At 38.6% G+C, this 19,938-nt stretch carries 21 protein-coding genes; 10 read left to right on the top strand and 11 right to left on the bottom strand.

What is annotated here, in order from left to right; genetic code table 11:
• Window positions 1–11 precede the first annotated feature (11 nt).
• Window positions 12–359, top strand: coding sequence for a divalent-cation tolerance protein CutA (gene cutA / locus PR761_RS05790; protein ID WP_039854229.1), 348 nt, complete (start codon window positions 12–14; stop codon window positions 357–359).
• A gap of 360 nt (window positions 360–719) precedes the next feature.
• Entirely contained in the window at window positions 720–1,061 is a 342-nt protein-coding gene (locus PR761_RS05785; protein ID WP_126436718.1) for a carboxymuconolactone decarboxylase family protein, read from the top strand.
• Between the two features lie 81 nt (window positions 1,062–1,142).
• On the opposite strand, the gene betA is transcribed toward PR761_RS05785, so the two are convergent.
• Genes betA through betI form a run of 3 tightly spaced genes read right to left on the bottom strand, consistent with a single transcriptional unit; the run spans window position 1,143 to window position 4,935 of the window.
• On the bottom strand, window positions 1,143–2,795 hold the full coding sequence (gene betA / locus PR761_RS05780) for a choline dehydrogenase (RefSeq protein WP_154611036.1): 1,653 nt from the start codon (window positions 2,793–2,795) through the stop codon (window positions 1,143–1,145).
• 37 nt (window positions 2,796–2,832) lie between these two features.
• A complete protein-coding gene (gene betB / locus PR761_RS05775) occupies window positions 2,833–4,311 on the bottom strand; it encodes a betaine-aldehyde dehydrogenase (protein WP_006813381.1) in 1,479 nt (492 codons plus the stop codon).
• A 21-nt stretch (window positions 4,312–4,332) separates the two neighbouring features.
• On the bottom strand, window positions 4,333–4,935 hold the full coding sequence (gene betI, locus PR761_RS05770; protein ID WP_112837543.1) for a transcriptional regulator BetI: 603 nt from the start codon (window positions 4,933–4,935) through the stop codon (window positions 4,333–4,335).
• A 209-nt stretch (window positions 4,936–5,144) separates the two neighbouring features.
• Here betI and PR761_RS05765 point away from each other — a divergent pair, with 209 nt between their 5' ends.
• Window positions 5,145–7,187, top strand: a complete 2,043-nt coding sequence (locus PR761_RS05765) for a choline transporter (protein ID WP_115164863.1) — start codon at window positions 5,145–5,147, stop codon at window positions 7,185–7,187.
• A 65-nt stretch (window positions 7,188–7,252) separates the two neighbouring features.
• Here PR761_RS05765 and PR761_RS05760 read toward each other — a convergent pair whose 3' ends face one another.
• Complete coding sequence (locus tag PR761_RS05760; RefSeq protein WP_039854231.1) at window positions 7,253–7,612, bottom strand: hypothetical protein; 360 nt, start codon at window positions 7,610–7,612, stop codon at window positions 7,253–7,255.
• A gap of 368 nt (window positions 7,613–7,980) precedes the next feature.
• Here PR761_RS05760 and PR761_RS05755 point away from each other — a divergent pair, with 368 nt between their 5' ends.
• A complete protein-coding gene (locus PR761_RS05755) occupies window positions 7,981–8,421 on the top strand; it encodes a GNAT family N-acetyltransferase (protein ID WP_006813386.1) in 441 nt (146 codons plus the stop codon).
• 326 nt (window positions 8,422–8,747) lie between these two features.
• Here PR761_RS05755 and PR761_RS05750 read toward each other — a convergent pair whose 3' ends face one another.
• Both PR761_RS05750 and PR761_RS05745 read right to left on the bottom strand, forming a co-directional pair.
• Window positions 8,748–9,464: an RNA polymerase sigma factor FliA gene (locus PR761_RS05750; protein ID WP_272519340.1), complete on the bottom strand. Its 717-nt coding sequence runs from the start codon at window positions 9,462–9,464 to the stop codon at window positions 8,748–8,750.
• Between the two features lie 345 nt (window positions 9,465–9,809).
• The gene (locus PR761_RS05745; protein WP_154611035.1) at window positions 9,810–10,913 is read right to left on the bottom strand and encodes a FliC/FljB family flagellin; all 1,104 of its coding nucleotides are present in this window, start codon (window positions 10,911–10,913) and stop codon (window positions 9,810–9,812) included.
• Between the two features lie 475 nt (window positions 10,914–11,388).
• Here PR761_RS05745 and fliD point away from each other — a divergent pair, with 475 nt between their 5' ends.
• From fliD to fliT, 3 genes are read left to right on the top strand one after another with little or no spacing between them, the layout of a single operon-like run.
• On the top strand, window positions 11,389–12,825 hold the full coding sequence (gene fliD, locus PR761_RS05740) for a flagellar filament capping protein FliD (RefSeq protein ID WP_006813389.1): 1,437 nt from the start codon (window positions 11,389–11,391) through the stop codon (window positions 12,823–12,825).
• 5 nt (window positions 12,826–12,830) lie between these two features.
• Window positions 12,831–13,229, top strand: a complete 399-nt coding sequence (gene fliS / locus PR761_RS05735; RefSeq protein ID WP_006813390.1) for a flagellar export chaperone FliS — start codon at window positions 12,831–12,833, stop codon at window positions 13,227–13,229.
• Window positions 13,219–13,608, top strand: coding sequence for a flagellar protein FliT (gene fliT, locus PR761_RS05730; RefSeq protein ID WP_006813391.1), 390 nt, complete (start codon window positions 13,219–13,221; stop codon window positions 13,606–13,608). The genes fliS and fliT overlap by 11 nt, the downstream gene beginning before the upstream one ends.
• A 142-nt stretch (window positions 13,609–13,750) precedes the next feature.
• Here fliT and def read toward each other — a convergent pair whose 3' ends face one another.
• On the bottom strand, window positions 13,751–14,257 hold the full coding sequence (gene def / locus PR761_RS05725; RefSeq protein ID WP_006813392.1) for a peptide deformylase: 507 nt from the start codon (window positions 14,255–14,257) through the stop codon (window positions 13,751–13,753).
• Window positions 14,258–14,808: 551 nt separating this feature from the next.
• Here def and PR761_RS05720 point away from each other — a divergent pair.
• The 3 genes from PR761_RS05720 to PR761_RS05710 all read left to right on the top strand — a co-directional run bounded on the left by PR761_RS05720 (window position 14,809) and on the right by PR761_RS05710 (window position 17,458).
• Entirely contained in the window at window positions 14,809–15,291 is a 483-nt protein-coding gene (locus PR761_RS05720) for a DUF4822 domain-containing protein (RefSeq protein WP_006813393.1), read from the top strand.
• 307 nt (window positions 15,292–15,598) lie between these two features.
• Window positions 15,599–16,732 (top strand): YadA C-terminal domain-containing protein, encoded by a 1,134-nt coding sequence (locus PR761_RS05715; RefSeq protein WP_230083587.1) that lies wholly within the window; start codon window positions 15,599–15,601, stop codon window positions 16,730–16,732.
• Between the two features lie 270 nt (window positions 16,733–17,002).
• Window positions 17,003–17,458 (top strand): DUF1097 domain-containing protein, encoded by a 456-nt coding sequence (locus PR761_RS05710; protein ID WP_272519339.1) that lies wholly within the window; start codon window positions 17,003–17,005, stop codon window positions 17,456–17,458.
• Window positions 17,459–17,566: 108 nt separating this feature from the next.
• On the opposite strand, the gene PR761_RS05705 is transcribed toward PR761_RS05710, so the two are convergent.
• The 4 genes from PR761_RS05705 to fliE all read right to left on the bottom strand — a co-directional run bounded on the left by PR761_RS05705 (window position 17,567) and on the right by fliE (window position 19,802).
• On the bottom strand, window positions 17,567–17,854 hold the full coding sequence (locus PR761_RS05705) for a putative quinol monooxygenase (protein WP_039854236.1): 288 nt from the start codon (window positions 17,852–17,854) through the stop codon (window positions 17,567–17,569).
• Window positions 17,855–18,033: 179 nt separating this feature from the next.
• Complete coding sequence (locus tag PR761_RS05700) at window positions 18,034–18,393, bottom strand: hypothetical protein (RefSeq protein ID WP_006813397.1); 360 nt, start codon at window positions 18,391–18,393, stop codon at window positions 18,034–18,036.
• Between the two features lie 448 nt (window positions 18,394–18,841).
• On the bottom strand, window positions 18,842–19,249 hold the full coding sequence (locus PR761_RS05695; protein WP_112836549.1) for a hypothetical protein: 408 nt from the start codon (window positions 19,247–19,249) through the stop codon (window positions 18,842–18,844).
• Between the two features lie 226 nt (window positions 19,250–19,475).
• Window positions 19,476–19,802, bottom strand: a complete 327-nt coding sequence (fliE, locus tag PR761_RS05690; RefSeq protein ID WP_255312722.1) for a flagellar hook-basal body complex protein FliE — start codon at window positions 19,800–19,802, stop codon at window positions 19,476–19,478.
• Window positions 19,803–19,938 lie beyond the last annotated feature (136 nt).

Genomic DNA, 19,938 nt, shown 5'->3' with positions numbered 1-19,938 from the left:
AGGAAATTAAAATGACACTTAATGACACTCATTATAAAAACCCTCAGCAACCCTGTATTGTTCTCTGTACAACCAACACCCATGATAGCGCAATTAAAATTACCCAACATCTGTTAAATAATCGCCTTGCTGCCTGTGTTTCGTTATTACCCCAAGTAACATCCGTTTATCTATGGAAAGGAGCGGTGACTGAAGATAATGAAATTTTACTGCTAATCAAAAGTACCATCGCCAACCAACAAGCCCTATTTGACGCCATCAGAGAGATCCATCCTTATGAAACACCAGAATTAATTTGCTTAGATCCTAGCCAAGTAGAGGATAATTATTTGCAATGGTTAGTAAACTCGGTTCGTTAACAGGAAAAATTTACACATTAAATAAGCTTTATTTCAATATAACATAAAGTGAAAATCACGAATTTTCGATTGTTTGGTCGAGTTTGTTACGTTAATGTCTAGTGGTATATAGATATTCTCGCTTAATATTTATTTTCCTCCATAATTTGGAGGATTTTTTTATACAAATATCCATATCCATATTAAATAATGAAATACCTAATTTATAGGTAAAATACCAATAACATGTATCAATTTTAATTAAATATAAAGAATAATAAGGCATTAGATATTATTTCACATACATATCTTGCTTAATCAGAGTTAAATATTATATTTAAATACATAATGTAAATTAATATAAAATTTAATGGTGTATTCATGACTAAATTCAAACAGATTACCCAAGACCTTCTCTTGAATATAGACGAGCTTGCTAAAAATATTCCTGATGTTATCAATCAATTTTCAAGGCTACAGATAGCAAGTACAAATGATGGAGCATTAGATAAAAAAACCAAGGAATTGATTGCAATAGGGATTGCTGTTGCAAATCGCTGTGATGGTTGTATAGGTTTTCATACAAAAACATTGGTCGATTTAGGTGTTACAAAGCAAGAGCTAACCGAAGCTCTTGGTGTCGCTATTTTGATGGGGGGAGGCCCCTCTGTAATGTATGCCACTGAAACATTACGTGCCTATAATGAGTTTATAGATAAATAATTTCATTAAATCTATTCTTAACCAAGAGAGGGATATCCCCCCTCTTGCTCTTTAGACTTCACAAAGTTGTTATCATTTAATCTATTGATGGCTTGCTTGATAATACGGTGCTTTACTTGCAGGTAACGGTGTTCGCCCTCGAATTTTATCTGCCATTTTTTCGGCGATCATAATCGTGGTTGCATTTAAGTTCCCTGTAATAATCTGCGGCATCACCGAGGCATCAATGACTCGAAGATTTTCAACTCCATGCACACGCCCTGCGCCATCAACTACCGCCATTTCATCCAATCCCATCTTACAAGTACCACAAGGATGAAAAGCAGTTTCAGCATGTTCCCGCACGAACGTATCGATCTGCTCATCCGTTATGACCTGATTACCGGGGCTAATTTCTTCGCCGCGATAGGGCGCTAATGCAGGTTGCGCCATAATTTCTCGCGTGATCCGAATGGCTGCTCGAAATTCTTCCCAATCCTGCTCACAGGACATGTAATTAAAAACAATGCTGGGATGCTGACGAGGATCGAGAGATTTGATTCGTACACGTCCACGGCTCGGTGAGCGCATTGACCCAACATGTGCTTGGAAACCATGTTGGTTAACCGCATTGCTACCATTGTAATTAATTGCCACTGGTAAGAAATGAAATTGAATATTGGGCCACGCAAATTTTTCACTGCTACGAATAAAGCCACCGGCTTCAAATTGGTTACTTGAGCCAATTCCCGTTCCCTTAAAAAGCCATTCAGCCCCTATTTTAGGTTGGTTAAACCATTTTAATGCTGGATACAGTGAAACAGGCTGCTTGCACTCATATTGTAAATACATTTCTAAATGATCTTGAAGGTTTTCACCCACCCCTTCCAAGATATGTACTGGTGAAATATTAAACTCTTTTAGGATGGCTTCAGGACCGATACCTGAGCGTTGCAAAATCTGTGGAGAAGCAATCGCGCCAGCGCAAAGCAGTACCTCTTTACGTGCGGTGGCACCGGTAGGTTGTTGACTCTTTCCACGATAATATTTTACGCCCACCGCTTTTTTACCATCAAATTCGATAATATCGGTAGTAGCATGGGTCACAATGGTTAAATTACGCCGAGAACGTGCTTGATCTAAGTAACCTCGGGCGGTACTGGCTCGGCGTCCATGAGGGGTAACCGTGCGGTCCATTGGACCAAATCCCTCTTGCTGATAACCATTCAAATCATCAGTTCGGGGATATCCCGCTTGAACACCCGCCTCCACCATCGCGTGGAAAAGTACGTTATTTTTGGGTTTAGGCGTCGTCACGCTTACTGGGCCTTGGTCACCATGATAAGCATTGCCCCCAATATCTCGAGTTTCCGCCTTACGAAAATAAGGCAGACAATGACGGTAGTGCCAATCCTCTAAACCGGGCGCTTTTGCCCATTCATCAAAGTCCATGGCATTTCCACGGATATAACACATACCATTAATTAATGAAGAACCACCTAGCCCTTTACCTCGCCCACATTCCATGCGACGGTTATTCATATAGGGTTCAGGATCAGTTTCGTATGCCCAATTATAGCGACGCCCTTGTAACGGGTAAGCCAATGCCGCTGGCATTTGTGTGCGAAAATCGAACCGGTGATCCGGTCCTCCTGCTTCAAGGAGCAGCACAGTAACATCAGAATCTTCTGTCAGGCGGGTAGCTAGAACGTTACCGGCTGAACCAGCACCGATAATAATGTAGTCATAGACCATTGTTATCTCCTCTGTTTCAGTCAAAGTTAAAAGATGATTAGAAAACGGACGTAAATTCTCCTAGTTCAATTTGAATGGATTTTATTTGTGTATAATTTTGCAACGTGACCAACCCATTTTCACGGCCTACACCAGAGTGTTTATAGCCGCCAACAGGCATTTGTGCTGGAGATTCCCCCCACGTATTGACCCAACAAATTCCAGCTTCTAACTGATGAATAACACGATGGGCGCGGGTTAAATCTTGAGTCACGATTCCCGCTGCTAACCCATAGACACTGTGGTTAGCGCGCTCGATTACCTCATCTTCACTGTGGTAGCTTAAAATACTCATAACAGGCCCAAAAATTTCTTCTTGAGTAATTTGCATTTCATCAAGACAGTCCGTAAATACGGTCGGTGCCACATACGCCCCGTGAGCAAATTCACCGTCCATCAAACGTTCACCACCGCACAGTAACCTCGCGCCTTGAGCCTTGCCGATTTCGATGTAACGCAACACATTTTCCATATGAGAGAAACTCACTAATGGACCAAAGTTCGTCTGCATATCGAGTGGAGAACCGACTTTAATGCGAGCAACACGCTCAGCAATTTTGGTTTCGAATATGGCCTTTAATGCCTCTGGTACAAATACACGTGTCCCATTCGTGCATACCTGCCCGGAACTATAAAAGTTTGCCATCATGGCGATATCGGCGGCTTTGTCTAAGTCAGCATCGTCAAAAATAATTAACGGGGATTTGCCGCCTAGCTCCATGGTGACTTCTTTTAAGCTAGAGGTTGAAGCATTCGCCATCACTTTTTTTCCTGTCGCGATACCCCCAGTAAAAGAGATTTTAGCAATATCAGGATGCTCCGTGAGCCATTGCCCGACTTCACTACCTAGCCCAGTGACCACATTAAATACTCCAGCAGGCAGCCCAGCTTCAGTATAAATTTCCGCCAGCTTCAATGCGGTTAATGAGGTCATTTCACTCGGTTTAAACACCATGGCATTTCCCGCAGCCAATGCAGGGGCAGATTTCCATAAGGCAATTTGGATAGGATAGTTCCATGCACCAATACCGGCAACGACACCGAGAGGCTCACGGCGGGTATACACGAATGAAGTATCACGTAGTGGAATTTGTTGCCCTTCTAAGGCAGGGATCAGCCCCGCATAATATTCCAAAACATCCGCCCCTGTGACAATATCCACAAAGCAGGTTTCAGATAACGGTTTGCCTGTATCGAGGGTTTCTAAATGGGCTAATTCGTCATTGCGTTCACGCAGAATATCCACGGCACGACGTAAAATGCGGGAGCGCTCTACTGCCGTCATGGATGCCCAAATTTTTTGTCCCTGTTTTGCACTTTCCACCGCCCAGTCAATGTCTTCTCTGGAAGCCGATTGCAGATGAGCAATCAACTCTCCATTAGCTGGGTTTATCGCTTCAAACTGCCCACACTCTGGCTGTGAACTGTCCACGTAGCCCCCATGGATATAGAGCTTGTGAATGGGTGGATTCTGCATAATTTCTCCTATGAATTGCTATTAGGTGGCTTTGTCCCCTGCTCGATTAAGTTGCATATCGATATACTCGTTGGTAATGCTCAACGCTTCTTCAACCGGAAAAACCTCTCGACTCAATGCACTGCGTAACCATAAGCCATCAATCAATGCGGCCAAACCTTTGGCAGCACGTCGGGCATCTGATTTATTCAATACACGCCCAAACTCATAGCTGAGATTGGAATATAAGCGGCGATCATTGACATGTTGTAAACGATTCAAATTAGGCTGATGCATACTGCTAGCCCAGAAGGCTAACCATGTTTTCATCGCAGCGTCACTGATTTGTATCGGATCAAAATTACCTTCAACAATCGCTTGAATACGGCGTTTTGGATCCTCACCCGTCAGCATTCTTAGGCGCATAGCGATACCAAATCCCAACTGGTATTGGATATGACGCATAGTCGCTTCCAATAAACCATTTTTGTCACGAAAGTAATGGCTGATGATTCCAGTAGAAACACCGGCTTTGCGTGCGATTAACACAAAACTGGCTTCCTGCATTCCTACTTCGTTAATGACCGCTAAAGTGGCTTGGATTAACTGCTGTTTACGTATCGATTGTATTCCAATTTTTGGCATGGCATGGGGACCTAAAAAAACCACTGAACCCATTTATTAAACGTTTTTTTAATTGAATGTTCAATCAATATTAACTATTGTTTATAACAATAAATTCACAAACACATCGAGGAGATACCCGTGAAATTTTAAATCTTCGCTAATAATTCAATACGTTAGAGAAGAAATAAACTTTAAATTTTCATATGGATAAAATTGTGGAACTGCCAATGACAAATTCAAAAAGTCCCAAGAATGAGCAGAAAGACAAACTTAATTCTGTTGTTTTTTTTACCTCCGCCGCGCTAATTTTAGCGTTTTCTTTTTTTACCATCCTAATGACTGATACCGCGAATCAGTGGATTGTGACTGCGCTAGGATGGGTCTCTAAAACCTTTGGTTGGTACTATTTATTAGCCGCCACTTTATACATCGTATTCGTGATTTTTATCGCCACGTCACGCTTTGGAAATATCAAGCTAGGGCCTGAGCAATCCAAACCAGAATTCAGCATGCTCAGTTGGTCTGCCATGTTATTCGCCGCAGGGATTGGTATTGATTTAATGTTTTTCTCCGTTGCGGAACCCGTAACTCAATATATGCTACCGCCAACTGGTGAAGGTGAAACCCTTGAAGCGGCTCGTCAGTCGATGGTGTGGACACTGTTTCACTATGGACTAACGGGCTGGTCAATGTATGCCTTGATGGGCATTGCACTGGGCTATTTTAGTTATCGTTATAATCTGCCACTCACCATTCGCTCAGCGTTGTATCCCATTTTTGGTAATCGGATTAATGGACCCATTGGTCATACCGTGGATATTGCCGCCGTATTAGGCACCATTTTTGGTATCGCCACGACGTTGGGAATTGGTGTGGTGCAACTCAATTATGGGTTAAAAGTTCTGTTCGACTTTCCTCAAGGACTCACGGTTCAGGGAGGCTTGATTTTCCTCTCGGTAGTGATGGCTGTGATTTCAGCTACCTCTGGCGTGAATAAAGGCATCCGTATTTTGTCTGAATTGAATGTATTACTGGCGCTAGGATTGATTTTATTTATCTTATTTGTCGGCGATACCGAATTCCTGCTTAATGCCTTAGTGCTGAATGTTGGGGATTATATTAATCGTTTTATGGGGATGACCCTGAACAGCTTTGCATTTGATCGCCCCACAGATTGGATGAATAGCTGGACACTGTTTTTCTGGGCGTGGTGGGTGGCATGGTCACCGTTTGTTGGGTTATTTTTGGCACGAATATCCCGAGGTCGCACCATTCGCCAGTTTGTGATTGGTACACTGATTATTCCTTTCGTATTCACTTTGCTGTGGCTGTCTATTTTCGGAAACAGCGCGTTATATGAAATTATTCACGGCAATGAAGCATTAGCGCAAACTGTATTAGAAGCGCCTGAAAAAGGATTTTATTCCCTATTAGCGTTATATCCCGGTTTTGGATTCACAGCTTCGGTCGCCACAATTACTGGGCTACTTTTCTATGTCACTTCAGCGGATTCAGGCTCGCTGGTGCTGGGGAATTTCACCTCAAAACTGAGCGATATAAACAGTGATTCACCTAATTGGCTGCGGGTTTTCTGGTCGGTTGCCATCGGTTTATTGACTCTAGGAATGTTAATGACTGATGGGGTTTCTGCCCTGCAAAATACCACAGTGATTATGGGGCTACCCTTTAGCTTTGTGATTTTCTTTGTGATGGCGGGGTTATATAAGTCACTGAGATTTGAGGATTTCCGTCGTGTTAGTGCGATTAATACCAACGCACCAGCTCCGCTGTATGGTAATGAGCCGATTAAATGGAAACAGCGCTTAGGTCGGGTGATGAATTTCCCCGGAACAACCTATACGCGGCGAATGTTGGATTTAGTGTGTATTCCTGCCATGCAAGATGTTGCCAAAGAGTTAGAGCTACGCGGTGCACAGGTGGAATTTACTATTCATCCACTTCCTGAAGACGAGCGACTTAATCATTTAGAGTTAGTGGTCGATCTGGCTGAGGAGCAGAGTTTTATCTATCAAATTTGGCCACGTCGTTACACTGTTCCAAGCTTCACTTACCGTGCGCGCTCGGGTAAATCTCATTATTACCGACTTGAAACCTATCTATGGGAAGGCACCCAAGCCAATGACTTAATGGATTACACCAAAGAGCAGGTGATCAGCGATATTCTCGACCAGTATGAAAAGCATTTGAATTTTATTCATTTAAGTCGTGAAGCACCGGGAGCGACTCTGACGTTCCCTGAAGGCGCATAATTTAATTCGTACAAAAAAATCAGGCGCTCAATGAGCGCCCTGATATCGACTAATTTCAATATTACTTATTCATTTTTGAGCTGTTGCTCTAGCATGGAGCGAATTTCTTTTGGGTCATTCATCCACGATAAATGCCCCGGGCACCCTGCTGCTGTAGGGTTAATATCACAAGGACGGATTTGATTAAAAATCGATTTTTGCTCTTCATCCCGCTGTTCTAATAAATATTGATAACTTTGATCTTTCTGTGCAATTTTCAATTTGGGGTCAAATTTAAATTTTTGTTCTTCTTGCAGTGTGTCGATGCCTTGGTAGTTTTCATTATATAGGCGATCAGCGGGTGACTTTTCTTTAAATGACAAGTCCGTGGTACAACCGAAAGAAGAAAAACCAAGAAAAAATACAAAAATAACCTTTTTAAACATATGGATACCTATCACGAAATATAATGCTGCATTATATTCCCCTAGAACCCATCGGCACATAATATCTATTTTTAATTTTATGTTACTTTATTTTTCAATTGGTTACATTTAACTAATTATAAAATCAATTGATTGAATTGCTACAGTCACCATAGTGACTATTTATACAAAATCATGTTCACTATTTAAATAACAAAATTCGTCAAAATAAACGTCATTGTGGCTATCTAATTTCAACAAAATAACCATGGAAATAGTTTGATGAACAACTCCCTTATTTCCTCCTATAAAAACACAGCGAAAAACAGGCAATTTTCTCAATTTCGAGCTAAACCTATATAAGCGATGTTTATTTTAGAGGGAATGTGATGGAGACGGCGAACAGTCAGATTATCTATAAAGTGAATCACTCCATTTCTGTGGATGATTTTCTAAATTTGATCAACCAATCTCCGCTGGATACGCTGGTTCCTTCGGATAATTTGGCACTGCTAGATTCGATGTTAAATAATGCAGATTTGTTGATTAGTGCATGGGTGGATGAGCAATTAGTGGGATTTGCCCGTGGGATCACGGATTTTAGTTTTTGCTGCTATATCTCTGAAATTGCGGTAGATACTGAGTATCTTCACCAAGGTGTTGGCAAGCATTTATTGCGCCTGACCGCTGAAGAACTCCCCCCAGAGTGCCAGATTATTTTTCGCTCCACCCCCGACTCACAAAACACCTACCCCAAGCTAGGCTTTACTCCCATCCCCCATATTTGGCATATTTCCGCCAAGCAGTTTATCGAAAAAGTAAAAAGCTAGTTTTTAAAGTGTTCAACTTCATTGTGTCACTTCATTATTGCGTCACTTCATTTATTTTTTGTTTTTTAATTTTTCTTTTAACCTTACCCAAGCATAGCTCTAAATAATTCGCGTTGTGGCAAGGCGGCGAATACGCTAATTCCAAGGAACGCAAAGTTAAAACTTAGATAATTTTGAATTTTTCTTTTTGGCCTTACCCAACCATAGCTCTAAATAATTCGAATCACGGCTAGGCGGCAAGCGAAGATATCCCGATGAGCATACATAAGTATGTGATTCGGGTAGCTGAGAGCAGCCAACAACGCTGTGGTTCGAAGTATGACGAGCTACGATTTCAACTTAGAGCGCAACCGCTTAATAGCCTGGCTGTGTAATTGACTAACCCTCGACTCCCCCACCTCCAAAACCGCCCCAATCTCTTTCAAGTTCAGTTCTTCTTGGTAATACAGCGTCAATACCAGCATTTCGCGTTCTGGTAGTTGCTCTATCGCTGCCATGATCTGGTCACGTAAACTCGATTCCATCAATAAACTCAGTGGGTTGCCCCCATCGCCTTCATCCATTGACGGCTCACAGCTTTCCCCATGGACCTCATGCCATTCATCGTAGGAAAACAGTTGGCTGTTATTGGTATCGAGGAGCACTTGACGGTATTCCGACAACTCAATATCTAATGACTGTGCAATCTCTGGCTCGCTAGCGCTACGCCCAAGCTTTTGCTCAAGTTCACCAATGGCTTTGGTCATTTCACGAGCTTGACGGCGCACGCTACGGGGAACCCAGTCGCGACTGCGTAATTCGTCCAGCATGGAGCCGCGAATACGCTGTACGGCATAAGTCGCAAAAGAGGCACCTAATGAAGCATCGAAACGTTCTAATGCATGAAGTAAACCGATGCCACCCGCTTGGATTAGGTCATCGATATCTACACTGGCAGGAAGTCGGACTTGCAGTTTCAGGGCTTCATGGCGTATTAGAGGGTAATAACGCTCCCATAGGCTATTTTTATTAATGACACCTTCGGCAGTATATAAATCACTCACAACCTGAATCACCCTTCAAGTTTTAACTAAAGGTAGTCATTATCTGTGTTACGCGTAATTTCAATCCGCAGAGTAAGACACTAAATTAGCCGTTATTCTCTTTATCCTAAATAAAATTAATGAATGCGTGCATTTTTTAATTTTTTGCCCTTGACCTTAACAATACCAAAGCACGCCCTAAATAATTCGTGTTGCAGCTAGGCGACGAAGGAGATTATCCCGATGAGCGTACATTGGTACGTGATTCGGGTGAGCGACTGAAGTCAACGACGTTGCAGCGCGAAGAATGACGGGCAAAAAAAAGACCAGCAAAGCTGGTCTTTCAATAAAAAGCTCAATCACGAATTAACGTAACAGGCTTAAAACACCCTGTGGAACCTGGTTAGCTTGCGCCAACACAGCAGTACCTGCTTGTTGCAGAATCTGGCCACGGCTCATGTTAGAAACTTCTGTCGCGAAGTCAGCATCTTGGATACGGCTACGTGCTGCACTCAGGTTGTTAACAGAGTTGTTCAGGTTGTTGATAGTAGATTGGAAACGGTTTTGAATCGCACCTAATTTAGAACGGCTTTCATCAACAGTGTTGATAGCTTTGTCTAAAGTTGCCAGAGCGTCGCCTTTAACATCTAAAGTTTTAACGTCTGTACCTGTAGATGTTGCATATGCAGTTGTCTGAGCACCTGCTTTCAATGCGATTTTGCCTGCGCCATTATCTTCTAAATCAGACTTATTAACGACTAATTGTTTATCCGCTGCATCAGTAATAACAACTTGAGTTGCTGAATCTGAGCCATCAACATTATAAGTTTTAGCTGATTTAATAGTTGTAGAGTCATATGCAGTACCAGAAACTAAAGTTGTAGGATCTGCAATAGCAGAACCATCAACAATTACACCTTTCTTAGCAGTAGTTTCAGTGAACAGTTTATCGCTAGAAACACCTAAAGTGTCGTTATCTGTTTTATCTAAGCTGAATTTGATAACTTCTTTATCGTTAGTACCCACTTGGATACTCATTTCAGTTTTTTCGCCGCTCAGAACTTTAACACCGTTAAACTGAGTTTGTTCTGAGATACGGTTGATTTCAGCTAAACGCTCAGTGACTTCGTTTTGGATTGAACTAATATCTGAATTAGAGTTAGAACCATTTTTTGCTTGAACAGTCAGCTCACGAATGCGTTGTAAGTTATCGTTGATTTCGTTCAACGCGCCTTCAGTTGTTTGCGCGATAGAAATACCGTCGTTTGCGTTACGTGAAGCTTGGCTTAAACCTTTGATGTTTGCTGTGAAACGGTTAGCAATTGCTTGACCCGCTGCATCATCTTTTGCGCTGTTGATACGTGAACCAGAAGATAAACGCTCAATTGCTGAACCTAATACGCCTTGTGAACGGTTTAAGTTGTTCTGAGTAGTCAGAGAAAGAATGTTAGTATTAATGACTTGTGCCATGATGTATTCCTATTTTTTTGTATGTTACACAGTGTTAATACTCTAAATAATTCGGGCTGTATCTAGGCGGCTAGCGAAGGTATCCCTAGGAGCATACTGAAGTATGTGACTAGGGTGACTGAGTGCAGCCAACTCCGATACAGCGTGAAGTATGACGAGTATTCTGTTAAATAATTTTTGTCAGCAAATACATTATCGGCGGCACCCAAAACCCCTTTAGCCATTTTTATGAAAATTTTTTATAAACATCAACGAAAGTGCATGGGAATCCGTTTTTTTACGGATTAAATTTTTATAAAATTCTTCACATTTGAATTATTTTGCAATCATTTTGATTCAATAAGCATAATTACCTGCTTTTTACGGTTTAACTCCCGCCATCATTATTTATCAGAATAGTCTAATATTTTTCCCCAATCCGCCGATAAGGAACTACATAAGGTTTTATTTTTAGGGTTTATATTCAGGAGAGATCATGGCAGGTATATCTACACTCGGCATCGGGGCTAATTTAGATTTAAACGTTCAAATGGATCAATTAGAGGCAATGGAAAGACGCCGTCTAGATCCATTAACCCAGCAAAAAGCCAGTTATGATGCGCAAATTAGTGCATTTGGTAAGATGCAATCTTCATTGGAAAAACTCAAAAAAGCGGCGGAAGATCTTAAAAAGTACGAAGATATTAGTACCACTAAAGTTAATGGTGAATATAAATCATTTGATGTCAAAACTGATGGTAAAGCCATTGCTGGCGTTCATGATGTTACCGTTACACAACTTGCTAAAGCACAAACGGTTGCGACCAAAGGCCACAGTGACAATAAAGAGTTACTCGGTAATAGTGCCAAAGAGCGCACTATAACGATAACTCAGCCTTCACAAAAAGAAGACAAAGATAAAATTGTCATCAAACTTGATGCTGGAAGTACCTCATTAATTGAGATTGCCGATGCGATCAATAAAACTGATAAAGGCGTTTCTGCCTCGGTTATTAAAGACAAAGATAACCAATACCATTTAGTAGTGACCTCTAAAAAAGCCGGAACCGATAGCCGTATAAGCATTAATGTTGAGGGTGATGATCAGCTAGCTAAAGTTTTAAATGTAGAATCAGTGATTGATGACAAGGGTAATGTCACCATCAAAGATAAAGATACCAGCGGTATGGAGCAAAAAGTCCCACCACAAAATGCTGAACTGATCATTGATGGTTTTGAATTAGAATCACAAACTAATGAAGCTAAAGATCTGTTTCCGGGTCTCACCTTATCCCTGAAAAAAGAGAGTGAAGAAGGAAAAGCAGACCATTTAATTATCTCTGAAGATATCGAACCCGCTAAGGTCAAAATCAAAGCGTGGGTTGATGCCTATAATGAATTCCAAAATCTCGCGAAAGAGTTAACCAAATATACACCAAATAAAAATGGAACTACTCCAGATAAAACTAATGGCCCATTAATTGGAGATTCAACCTTACGCGTAATACAAAGTACTTTACGTACCCATGTTCGCAGCCCACAAAATAGTGGTGAATTGAACCTATTAAACAAAATGGGTATCAAGCAAAAGCTTGATGGCACGTTAGAAATTGATAACAAGAAACTTGATGCCGCGCTAAAAGATAACCCATCCAGCGTCAAAACTTTCTTTGCTGGTGATGGAAAAGAAACGGGTTTTGCCACAGAAAACTTTAAATTTTTAAAAGAGACCTTAGATACGAAAGAAGGTACGTTGCATAACGCCACCGATGGTGTTCAACGTAAAAAGAAAAGCCTCGATAAACGTATTGAACAAACCAATAAACAAATTGAAAACACCATGGATATGCATCGTCGACAGTTCCAAAATCTCGACAAGATGATGAGTTCACTTAACAGCACCACTAATTCATTAGGCAGACTTTTAGGTTAAACATAATGTATCAACGTAAAGCCAACCAAGCCTATCAGCAGGTCAATTTGGAGAGTGAAATCACCAATGCGACCCCGTATCAACTGATCCAAATCCTGTTCAAAGGGGCATTAAGTGCCCTTAAGCGGGGAGAGATTTTTATGGAGCAGGGAAATGTGGCTGAAAAAGGTAAAGAAATCTCAAAAGCGATCGACATCATTGACACAGGCTTAAAACAATCGCTAAATTATGAGGCAGGTGGCGAGCTTGCTGAAAATTTAGCAAGTTTGTATGAATATATGACGATGCAGTTGCTTCGCGCCAATTTAGAAAACAACGTGGCTTATGTCCAAGAAGTTTATCAATTACTCTCCGATATCGCCTCTGCGTGGCAACAAATCGGTGCAAATGTGGATGAAAGATAACCAGGTGGACAATAAAAATCCTCTCTATTTACTTGAAGTATATCGCAATGTCTTAATTTTAAGTGAAAATTTAGTTGCCCTCGCTAAATCCGGGGAATGGGAGACGCTGATCTCCCGCGAAACAGACTATGTCCTTGCCGTTGAAAATCTCACTGCATTGACTCATGATTTCGAGCAGCACCAACCCATTACTGAAGACTTTATTCAGTTACTACACCAGATCATTGAAAATGAAAGAATAACAAAAGAATACTTACAAAATCATTTGAATTTTTTAAGTAAAGAAATGAAACATCTTGACCAACAAAAGGTATTAAATAATAGTTACGGCCAGTTCGATGAACCCGACACTCCACGGGTTATTAAGCCCCTTGAGTAGGATTTAAAGTGTCAGGAAATCTAACCTGACGCTTATCTGAGTATGATAAAAGAATGGGTTTAATACTTACTGTCAGTTAGCTCCCCGAATCACAGTTAATGCGTCTCGGGAAGCCTTCAAAGTAGATAGGATTAACCTGAGCTTACTGCTGTTTTAATCGCTGCTGCTTCTTCAATTTTTTCAGTAACATATTGCGTTTCAACGTCGATAAATGGTCGATAAAAACTTTACCATTCAAGTGGTCAATTTCATGTTGCATCACAATCGCTAAAAACTCATCGCTATCAACAATAAACTCATTGCCATCACGGTCAAATGCTTTGACTTTAACGCGTTGAAAACGGGGTACATCTGCATAAACATCAGGCACAGACAGACAGCCTTCTTGATAGCTTGTCTCCCCTTCACTCTCAATGATTTCCGGATTAATAAAAACCATTGGCTGATTACGCTCTTCAGAAATATCAATCACCATAATGGCTTTGGTTTCTGCGATCTGCGGCGCCGCCAGACCAATACCAGTGTCAGTGCTGTACATGGTTTCGATTAAATCATCGATTAATGTTTGTACTGCGGCGAAATCCGTGACTGGCGCGCATTTAATACGCAATCTTTCATCTGGAATTTCAATAATTTCTCTTACTGCCATCTCTAAAATCCTGTTAATTCAATTACTTTTATTCAAGCCTCTGTGAATTAGTATCGCTCTTTTTTTACACAGAAAAGATGCAAAAAATGGCAAAGTCGCTTGAATATGAAAAATTCACAGAAAAATAACATGATATTGTGAAAAATACATCAGAAATCATCAGAAAAATCACTGATGAGCGGGGTTTATGGAGGATTTATGAAATTAAATCCATCTAAATAGGATTGGCTATCTTAGATAGTGATTGTAAATACTCAACTTAATACAATTAGATTTATTGCAAAATATAAAACTAAAATTACCCTTAAATGTAGTATGAAAATAGATTTATTTTTCTTTATCGCTAGATAGAAATGTTACATTAAAATTACATTTGCTTTTATTATATTTATTGAACTTCAATACGTTTTTTATCATACACAAACACACAGAAACTGACTTTTTTAATAATTAGTCATAATTATTAACTTTGCTTTTTCTACCATTTCATTGAAGATGAGAATCTACTTAATTGTTATCTCATATCTCTAATTTTAATAAATGGGGTTCTTATGAAATTAAAACCGATTATTGCTGCCCTGATCGTCATGTCGACGACTACTGCATTTACCGCACACGCGAATTCTACGGCACCTGTTGAAAAATCAGCGATAAGTGCAAAGAAAAATAATGCTTATGAAGACATTATGATCAACAAAGTTTGGGTGACAACTGAAGCCGTAGATCAAGATAAAAAAGGGGTAGAAGCGACAAACAGTCAAGTCGCAAACTTCTTCGGGTTAGCTGAATATTACCCGGATGGTACATTTAAAATGCTAACCCTTGAAGGCGCACCTAAAATGCAAGGTGATTGGTCATTTAGTGAAGATGGTAAAAACCGTTCACTGACAGCAAAAAATGATAAGGGCGAAGTACTATTCACTCGTGTTGTTGAAAACGTGACTGTAACGCCAGAAGAATATACTTATCGCATCTACCCATCTCAGGATGATAAAACAAAGTATTTTGATATCGTGCATAAAGTGAAAAAATAATTCCCCCCTAGATGGATATTTATACCTGTTGGAATTTAAATATCCATCTAAAAATATAATCATAATTTAAATAAAAATCACACCATTGAAATAATAATAAAAATAGCCCACGCATAGAAATATTTATATTCCTCGAATCAATCCTATTGTATCAATAAGAATCAAACACGGTTTTTCCGAGTTGATTAAAACAAAAAACGGATTTTACCTAGCAAAATATTTTTTTTATTATTCGCTCTCCGCTTATAAATAGAGATTGATATTAATTATCTCTATATATTTTTTCACGTTATATGGAAATTTCGTTATGAAAAATAAAATATTATTATGTAATCTCAGCACAATCATCCTTACCTCTTTATTCTCTCAATCATTCGCTAGCAATGACTACAATATGAAAATCAATGCTCCTTATGATTATCCTGAACATAGGCATGAAGATAACAGTTATAATATTAAAATGGATGATAATGCTATATCATTAAATGATGACACTGTAAAAAAAAACACCCCAATCAATATAAGTACAATTCTTGATGATGCTATTACACTATTTATTGTTCAACCCCATTTACAAGAATTAGATAATAAAGAAGTTAATACCACATATACCGATAACACCCCTAACTTTCTTAATACTGATGATGAATCATGGGCTTTCATACACTCAATGCAAAGAATGATAGATGTAAATAAAGACCATACTAATAAAAATAAACAGTATATTGATAATATTAAAACCTCTGTAGAAGACTTAACTAATGACATTAACTCTAATAAGAGTAAACATGAGAAAAATGAAAATGATATTAATGAATTAATAGATTCCATATCAAAATTAACGCAAAACACTAAAGATAGTGAAAATAGAAGTCAAAGATATGCAGATAGAGAGATAGCTGATTACGAAGAATATACAAAAGAAGCCATTGAAATTTCGTATAGAAAAAATCATGATGAGATAGAAAAATTGAATACCGCTATCTTAGAGTTAAATACAGAAATAAAAAATACTGATGAATTAACTAGTCTATCAATCGATGAAGCAGAAAAAAATAGCAAAGCCCACGCTGATTTAATTTTGCGTAACCAACAAATGCTCAACATTGAGCGTTTTGATAAAATCGACAAGCAAAATAATCTCCATACTCGACAATTTAAGCAAATAAACACTAAATTCGACCATCTGGAAAGTAAAATCAATCAAACTGCTCGTGATGCGAATGCAGGTATTGCAGCTGTCGCAGCCATGACCAATATTCCATATACCTCAGGAACCCGTTTTAGTGCTGGTTTGGGTATGGGTAATTTTAAAAATGGAAAAGCCATTGCCGCCGGAGCACAATATCAGGTAAAACAAAATCTGAATCTGCGTAGTTCAATTTCATGGAATAACTCCGATAGCGCGGTTATTGGCGCTGGTGTCGCCTACGGCTGGTAATCTCTAGCTAACCGATATCTTTTTTTGCCATAGTCATTAGCATCGATGCAAGTCGGTGCTAATTTATTTAACGTTCAATTATCAATACCTCATATTCTTTATCTTTATTTTAAATAAATCTAATTTATGCAATTAATAGCACAATTAGTTCATTATATATGGATCCCTACCCTTTAATTATTCATCATATAATTGCAACCATTTCAGTGACTCTATACAATGCTCAGCTTTCCAAAATCTGTTGGCATAATTTTTTATTAAGTGATTACTGTGAAACTACTTTTTTCTCTTTCATTAACCACTGCGATTCTATCTGGTGTCTGGGCGTGGGTCGCCGACCTATTCGGTTTAATTAGCTGGGCGGGCTTCTTAGGCTGTACGGCATACTTTGCCTACCCAAAAGAAGGCGTCAAAGGATTATTGGTTACTTTATTTACTGCTCTTAGCGGTGTTGTATGGGGTTTAGCAATTATTCATAACGATAAACTCACCCATGACCTTCCTAATTTTGCTGGCTATTTGGTGACTACCATCGTTGCTTTTGTGATGTGTTTTCAAGCGCAGAAGTCTTGGCTGGCTTATATTCCGGGAACCTTTATTGGTGCCTGTGCGACCTTTGCCGCTCAAGGGAACTGGCAACTGACCATCCCGTCGCTGATTGTGGGTGTATTATTTGGTTATGCCATGAAGCAAAGTGGTCTTTGGTTAGTAAAAAGATTGGGATGACATTAGCCTCATTTTATATCACCAATTTTTCAAATAGATAACTCACTGCTTGCAGAAAGCCCTAAAAAATAGGGCTAAATATTTTTTATATTGTCTGGAACGATAAAATCAAAATGCACTATCCATAAACACAAATTTTGGTTCGGCTCGTATATATTGGTTAATCATAGGAACTAACCGTTGAAAATGCTCTGATGCACAATGTGTCTCTAATGCATCTCTATCCGGCCACTCTTCAATAAAGATAAAATGTCCCGGTTCCTTTTCATCCACATACAGGTCATATGAAATACACAGTGGCTCTTTTTTTGTGGCTTCCACTAACTCTTTATAAAAAGGGAGAACAATATCTATTGCTTCTGGTTTGATAAAATCTTCCGCGATTACTTTTAACATTGAATTTCCTTTTATATTTAATGTGTTAGCCATTTAATTTCATAAAGTAATTTTTATAACGTAATTCCTGAGCCTCTGCATGTTACAACGTTAACCTACCCTTGTCTTATCTAATTATGAAAATACACTCACTAAAAAATAGGAAAATCAAACATTCTAACTATAATAAGAAATTATTTTTATTTATAAGATATTGAAGCCCCTGCAACTTTATTTAACTCACAACGTGTTATTTTAATATTAGAATTTGATAAGTATGCCGTGTTCATCAGTTGAAACATTGATTTACCATAATCATTTCCAACTGATTCTAATATTGAAATTTCATCCGTAATTCCTTGATCATTACGTAAAGTTATTGTGAAAAATGCCCTTTTATTATCTACATCTTGATTACCTAATGTTATCGTAGCAATTCTTTTTTCCATATTAAGGTATGCAGTACAGTTATCTTTAAATGCTTTATTTATTTTAATTTCATTAGCCATTGAAAAATCTGAAGAAAACATACAAATCAATAAAATTAATTTAACTTTCATTATTAACTCTCTATTTAATAAAATTATTCATCAAATGTTTAACACAACCTGTTGAGTAAGAAAAAATAGTATGAACAGATAGATCAGGCAGGATAGCAATATAAACAAAACCATCATCATCAGAATTTAGATTACAAAGAAAAAAATCATTAGTTTTATATTTATATCCTGATGCAGTTTCTATCTCCACAGCCCAGTAATCAAAGTGGGATAGAAACCCCGTCTCATAGGGAAAAGAATGTCCTAGTTTAGTCGTGTTCATTTTTTTTAGATCACTGAAGTCGGCCGTGATATGCAACATAGTATGAGGATAGTCTGTAGTATGCGTAACAGTAACAAATTTAAGATCTTGTAAAGAGCAATTCATAACATAGAAGTACCCAGTATGATTAGATGAAAATGTTTTTTCTGTTATATTTCTCATTCTACCTCAGCTTTCTTTAAAAGATTAATTATAACAACCTCCTGAGTTCGAGAACCTTATATATAATTTGAAATTTTTAACTATATTAATAATAACTACACCATTATCCCAATATCGAATATTACAGGCTTGTTTTCTATGAGATATGGCTTTCCCAGTTGATATTCTAAAGTCAACATCCCAATAATCCGTATCACTCCATGCCATTATGCTATATATAAATTCACATCCAGAACCAGCCATTTCCAAATGCTCTAATTTATCAATTTTTTGAGTTATTTTCTCTCCTTTATCTCCGGAATAATAACTAACAACAATAGAGTTTATTGTTTCACCACTACTATTTAATATAAAAAATGAACCGTTCTTAAGTACACTTTCATATTCACTATTTTGACTGATATTTTTGAAAATATTATTTTCATTATCCATAACAACCTCACTATGATTAAAAACAATAAATAATTATTATTGTCTTTTATCTATCTAATCAAAGTTTAGTGAAAGGCGGTTATTCTTAAAAATAGCAAAGGATGATAATAATAAATTATCCGTGATAGTGGTTAGTAAATTAACACGTTGATATAGATTAAGAATCATAAAAAACGCAGGAGATACCTGCGTATAGAATCAATAATATTGAGATTAAAAATACCAATCATACCGGCATTGACATGATCTCTTGATAAGCCGCTACTAATTTATTTCTTACCTGAATTCCCATTTGTAGACTTAAACTGGCTTTCTGCATGTCGACCATCACATCATTCAATGATAAATCTGGCTTACCCATAGTGAAATCTTGCACATTTTGGGTTGATTTAGTACGGACTTCATTGATTTGATTAACGGAAGCGACTAAATGATCAGCAAAACCCACAGGCTCGATAACAGGCTTGGCATGGTTTGTCGCTTGAGTCGCAACCACATTTAATTGGGATACAACCCCTTCAATGGCTTGAATAGTCATCTTATTCTCGTGTATTGGTTGAGCAAAAATTTGCTGTCACTATTTTTAGTTTGCCTACCCTACCACACTGTTTTTTACTTGAAGCCGATAAATAACACCAAAATTATAGGCTGATTCCGTCATTAGATTCCCCAAAGGCATTAAATAATAG

Source organism: Providencia sp. PROV210 (assembly GCF_028479445.1).
In the GTDB taxonomy this organism is placed as follows: domain Bacteria; phylum Pseudomonadota; class Gammaproteobacteria; order Enterobacterales; family Enterobacteriaceae; genus Providencia; species Providencia rustigianii.
This window is presented reverse-complemented; position numbering and strand designations above follow the sequence as displayed.

Excerpts from the sequence above, each read along its gene's own strand:
- cutA (WP_039854229.1), top strand. The coding sequence starts at position 12 with ATGACACTTAATGACACTCATTATAAAAACCCTCAGCAACCCTGTATT.
- PR761_RS05785 (WP_126436718.1), top strand. The coding sequence starts at position 720 with ATGACTAAATTCAAACAGATTACCCAAGACCTTCTCTTGAATATAGAC.
- betA (WP_154611036.1), bottom strand. The coding sequence starts at position 2,795 with ATGGTCTATGACTACATTATTATCGGTGCTGGTTCAGCCGGTAACGTT.
- betB (WP_006813381.1), bottom strand. The coding sequence starts at position 4,311 with ATGCAGAATCCACCCATTCACAAGCTCTATATCCATGGGGGCTACGTG.
- betI (WP_112837543.1), bottom strand. The coding sequence starts at position 4,935 with ATGCCAAAAATTGGAATACAATCGATACGTAAACAGCAGTTAATCCAA.
- PR761_RS05765 (WP_115164863.1), top strand. The coding sequence starts at position 5,145 with ATGACAAATTCAAAAAGTCCCAAGAATGAGCAGAAAGACAAACTTAAT.
- PR761_RS05760 (WP_039854231.1), bottom strand. The coding sequence starts at position 7,612 with ATGTTTAAAAAGGTTATTTTTGTATTTTTTCTTGGTTTTTCTTCTTTC.
- PR761_RS05755 (WP_006813386.1), top strand. The coding sequence starts at position 7,981 with ATGGAGACGGCGAACAGTCAGATTATCTATAAAGTGAATCACTCCATT.
- PR761_RS05745 (WP_154611035.1), bottom strand. The coding sequence starts at position 10,913 with ATGGCACAAGTCATTAATACTAACATTCTTTCTCTGACTACTCAGAAC.
- fliD (WP_006813389.1), top strand. The coding sequence starts at position 11,389 with ATGGCAGGTATATCTACACTCGGCATCGGGGCTAATTTAGATTTAAAC.
- fliS (WP_006813390.1), top strand. The coding sequence starts at position 12,831 with ATGTATCAACGTAAAGCCAACCAAGCCTATCAGCAGGTCAATTTGGAG.
- fliT (WP_006813391.1), top strand. The coding sequence starts at position 13,219 with ATGAAAGATAACCAGGTGGACAATAAAAATCCTCTCTATTTACTTGAA.
- def (WP_006813392.1), bottom strand. The coding sequence starts at position 14,257 with ATGGCAGTAAGAGAAATTATTGAAATTCCAGATGAAAGATTGCGTATT.
- PR761_RS05720 (WP_006813393.1), top strand. The coding sequence starts at position 14,809 with ATGAAATTAAAACCGATTATTGCTGCCCTGATCGTCATGTCGACGACT.
- PR761_RS05715 (WP_230083587.1), top strand. The coding sequence starts at position 15,599 with ATGAAAAATAAAATATTATTATGTAATCTCAGCACAATCATCCTTACC.
- PR761_RS05705 (WP_039854236.1), bottom strand. The coding sequence starts at position 17,854 with ATGTTAAAAGTAATCGCGGAAGATTTTATCAAACCAGAAGCAATAGAT.
- PR761_RS05700 (WP_006813397.1), bottom strand. The coding sequence starts at position 18,393 with ATGAAAGTTAAATTAATTTTATTGATTTGTATGTTTTCTTCAGATTTT.
- PR761_RS05695 (WP_112836549.1), bottom strand. The coding sequence starts at position 19,249 with ATGGATAATGAAAATAATATTTTCAAAAATATCAGTCAAAATAGTGAA.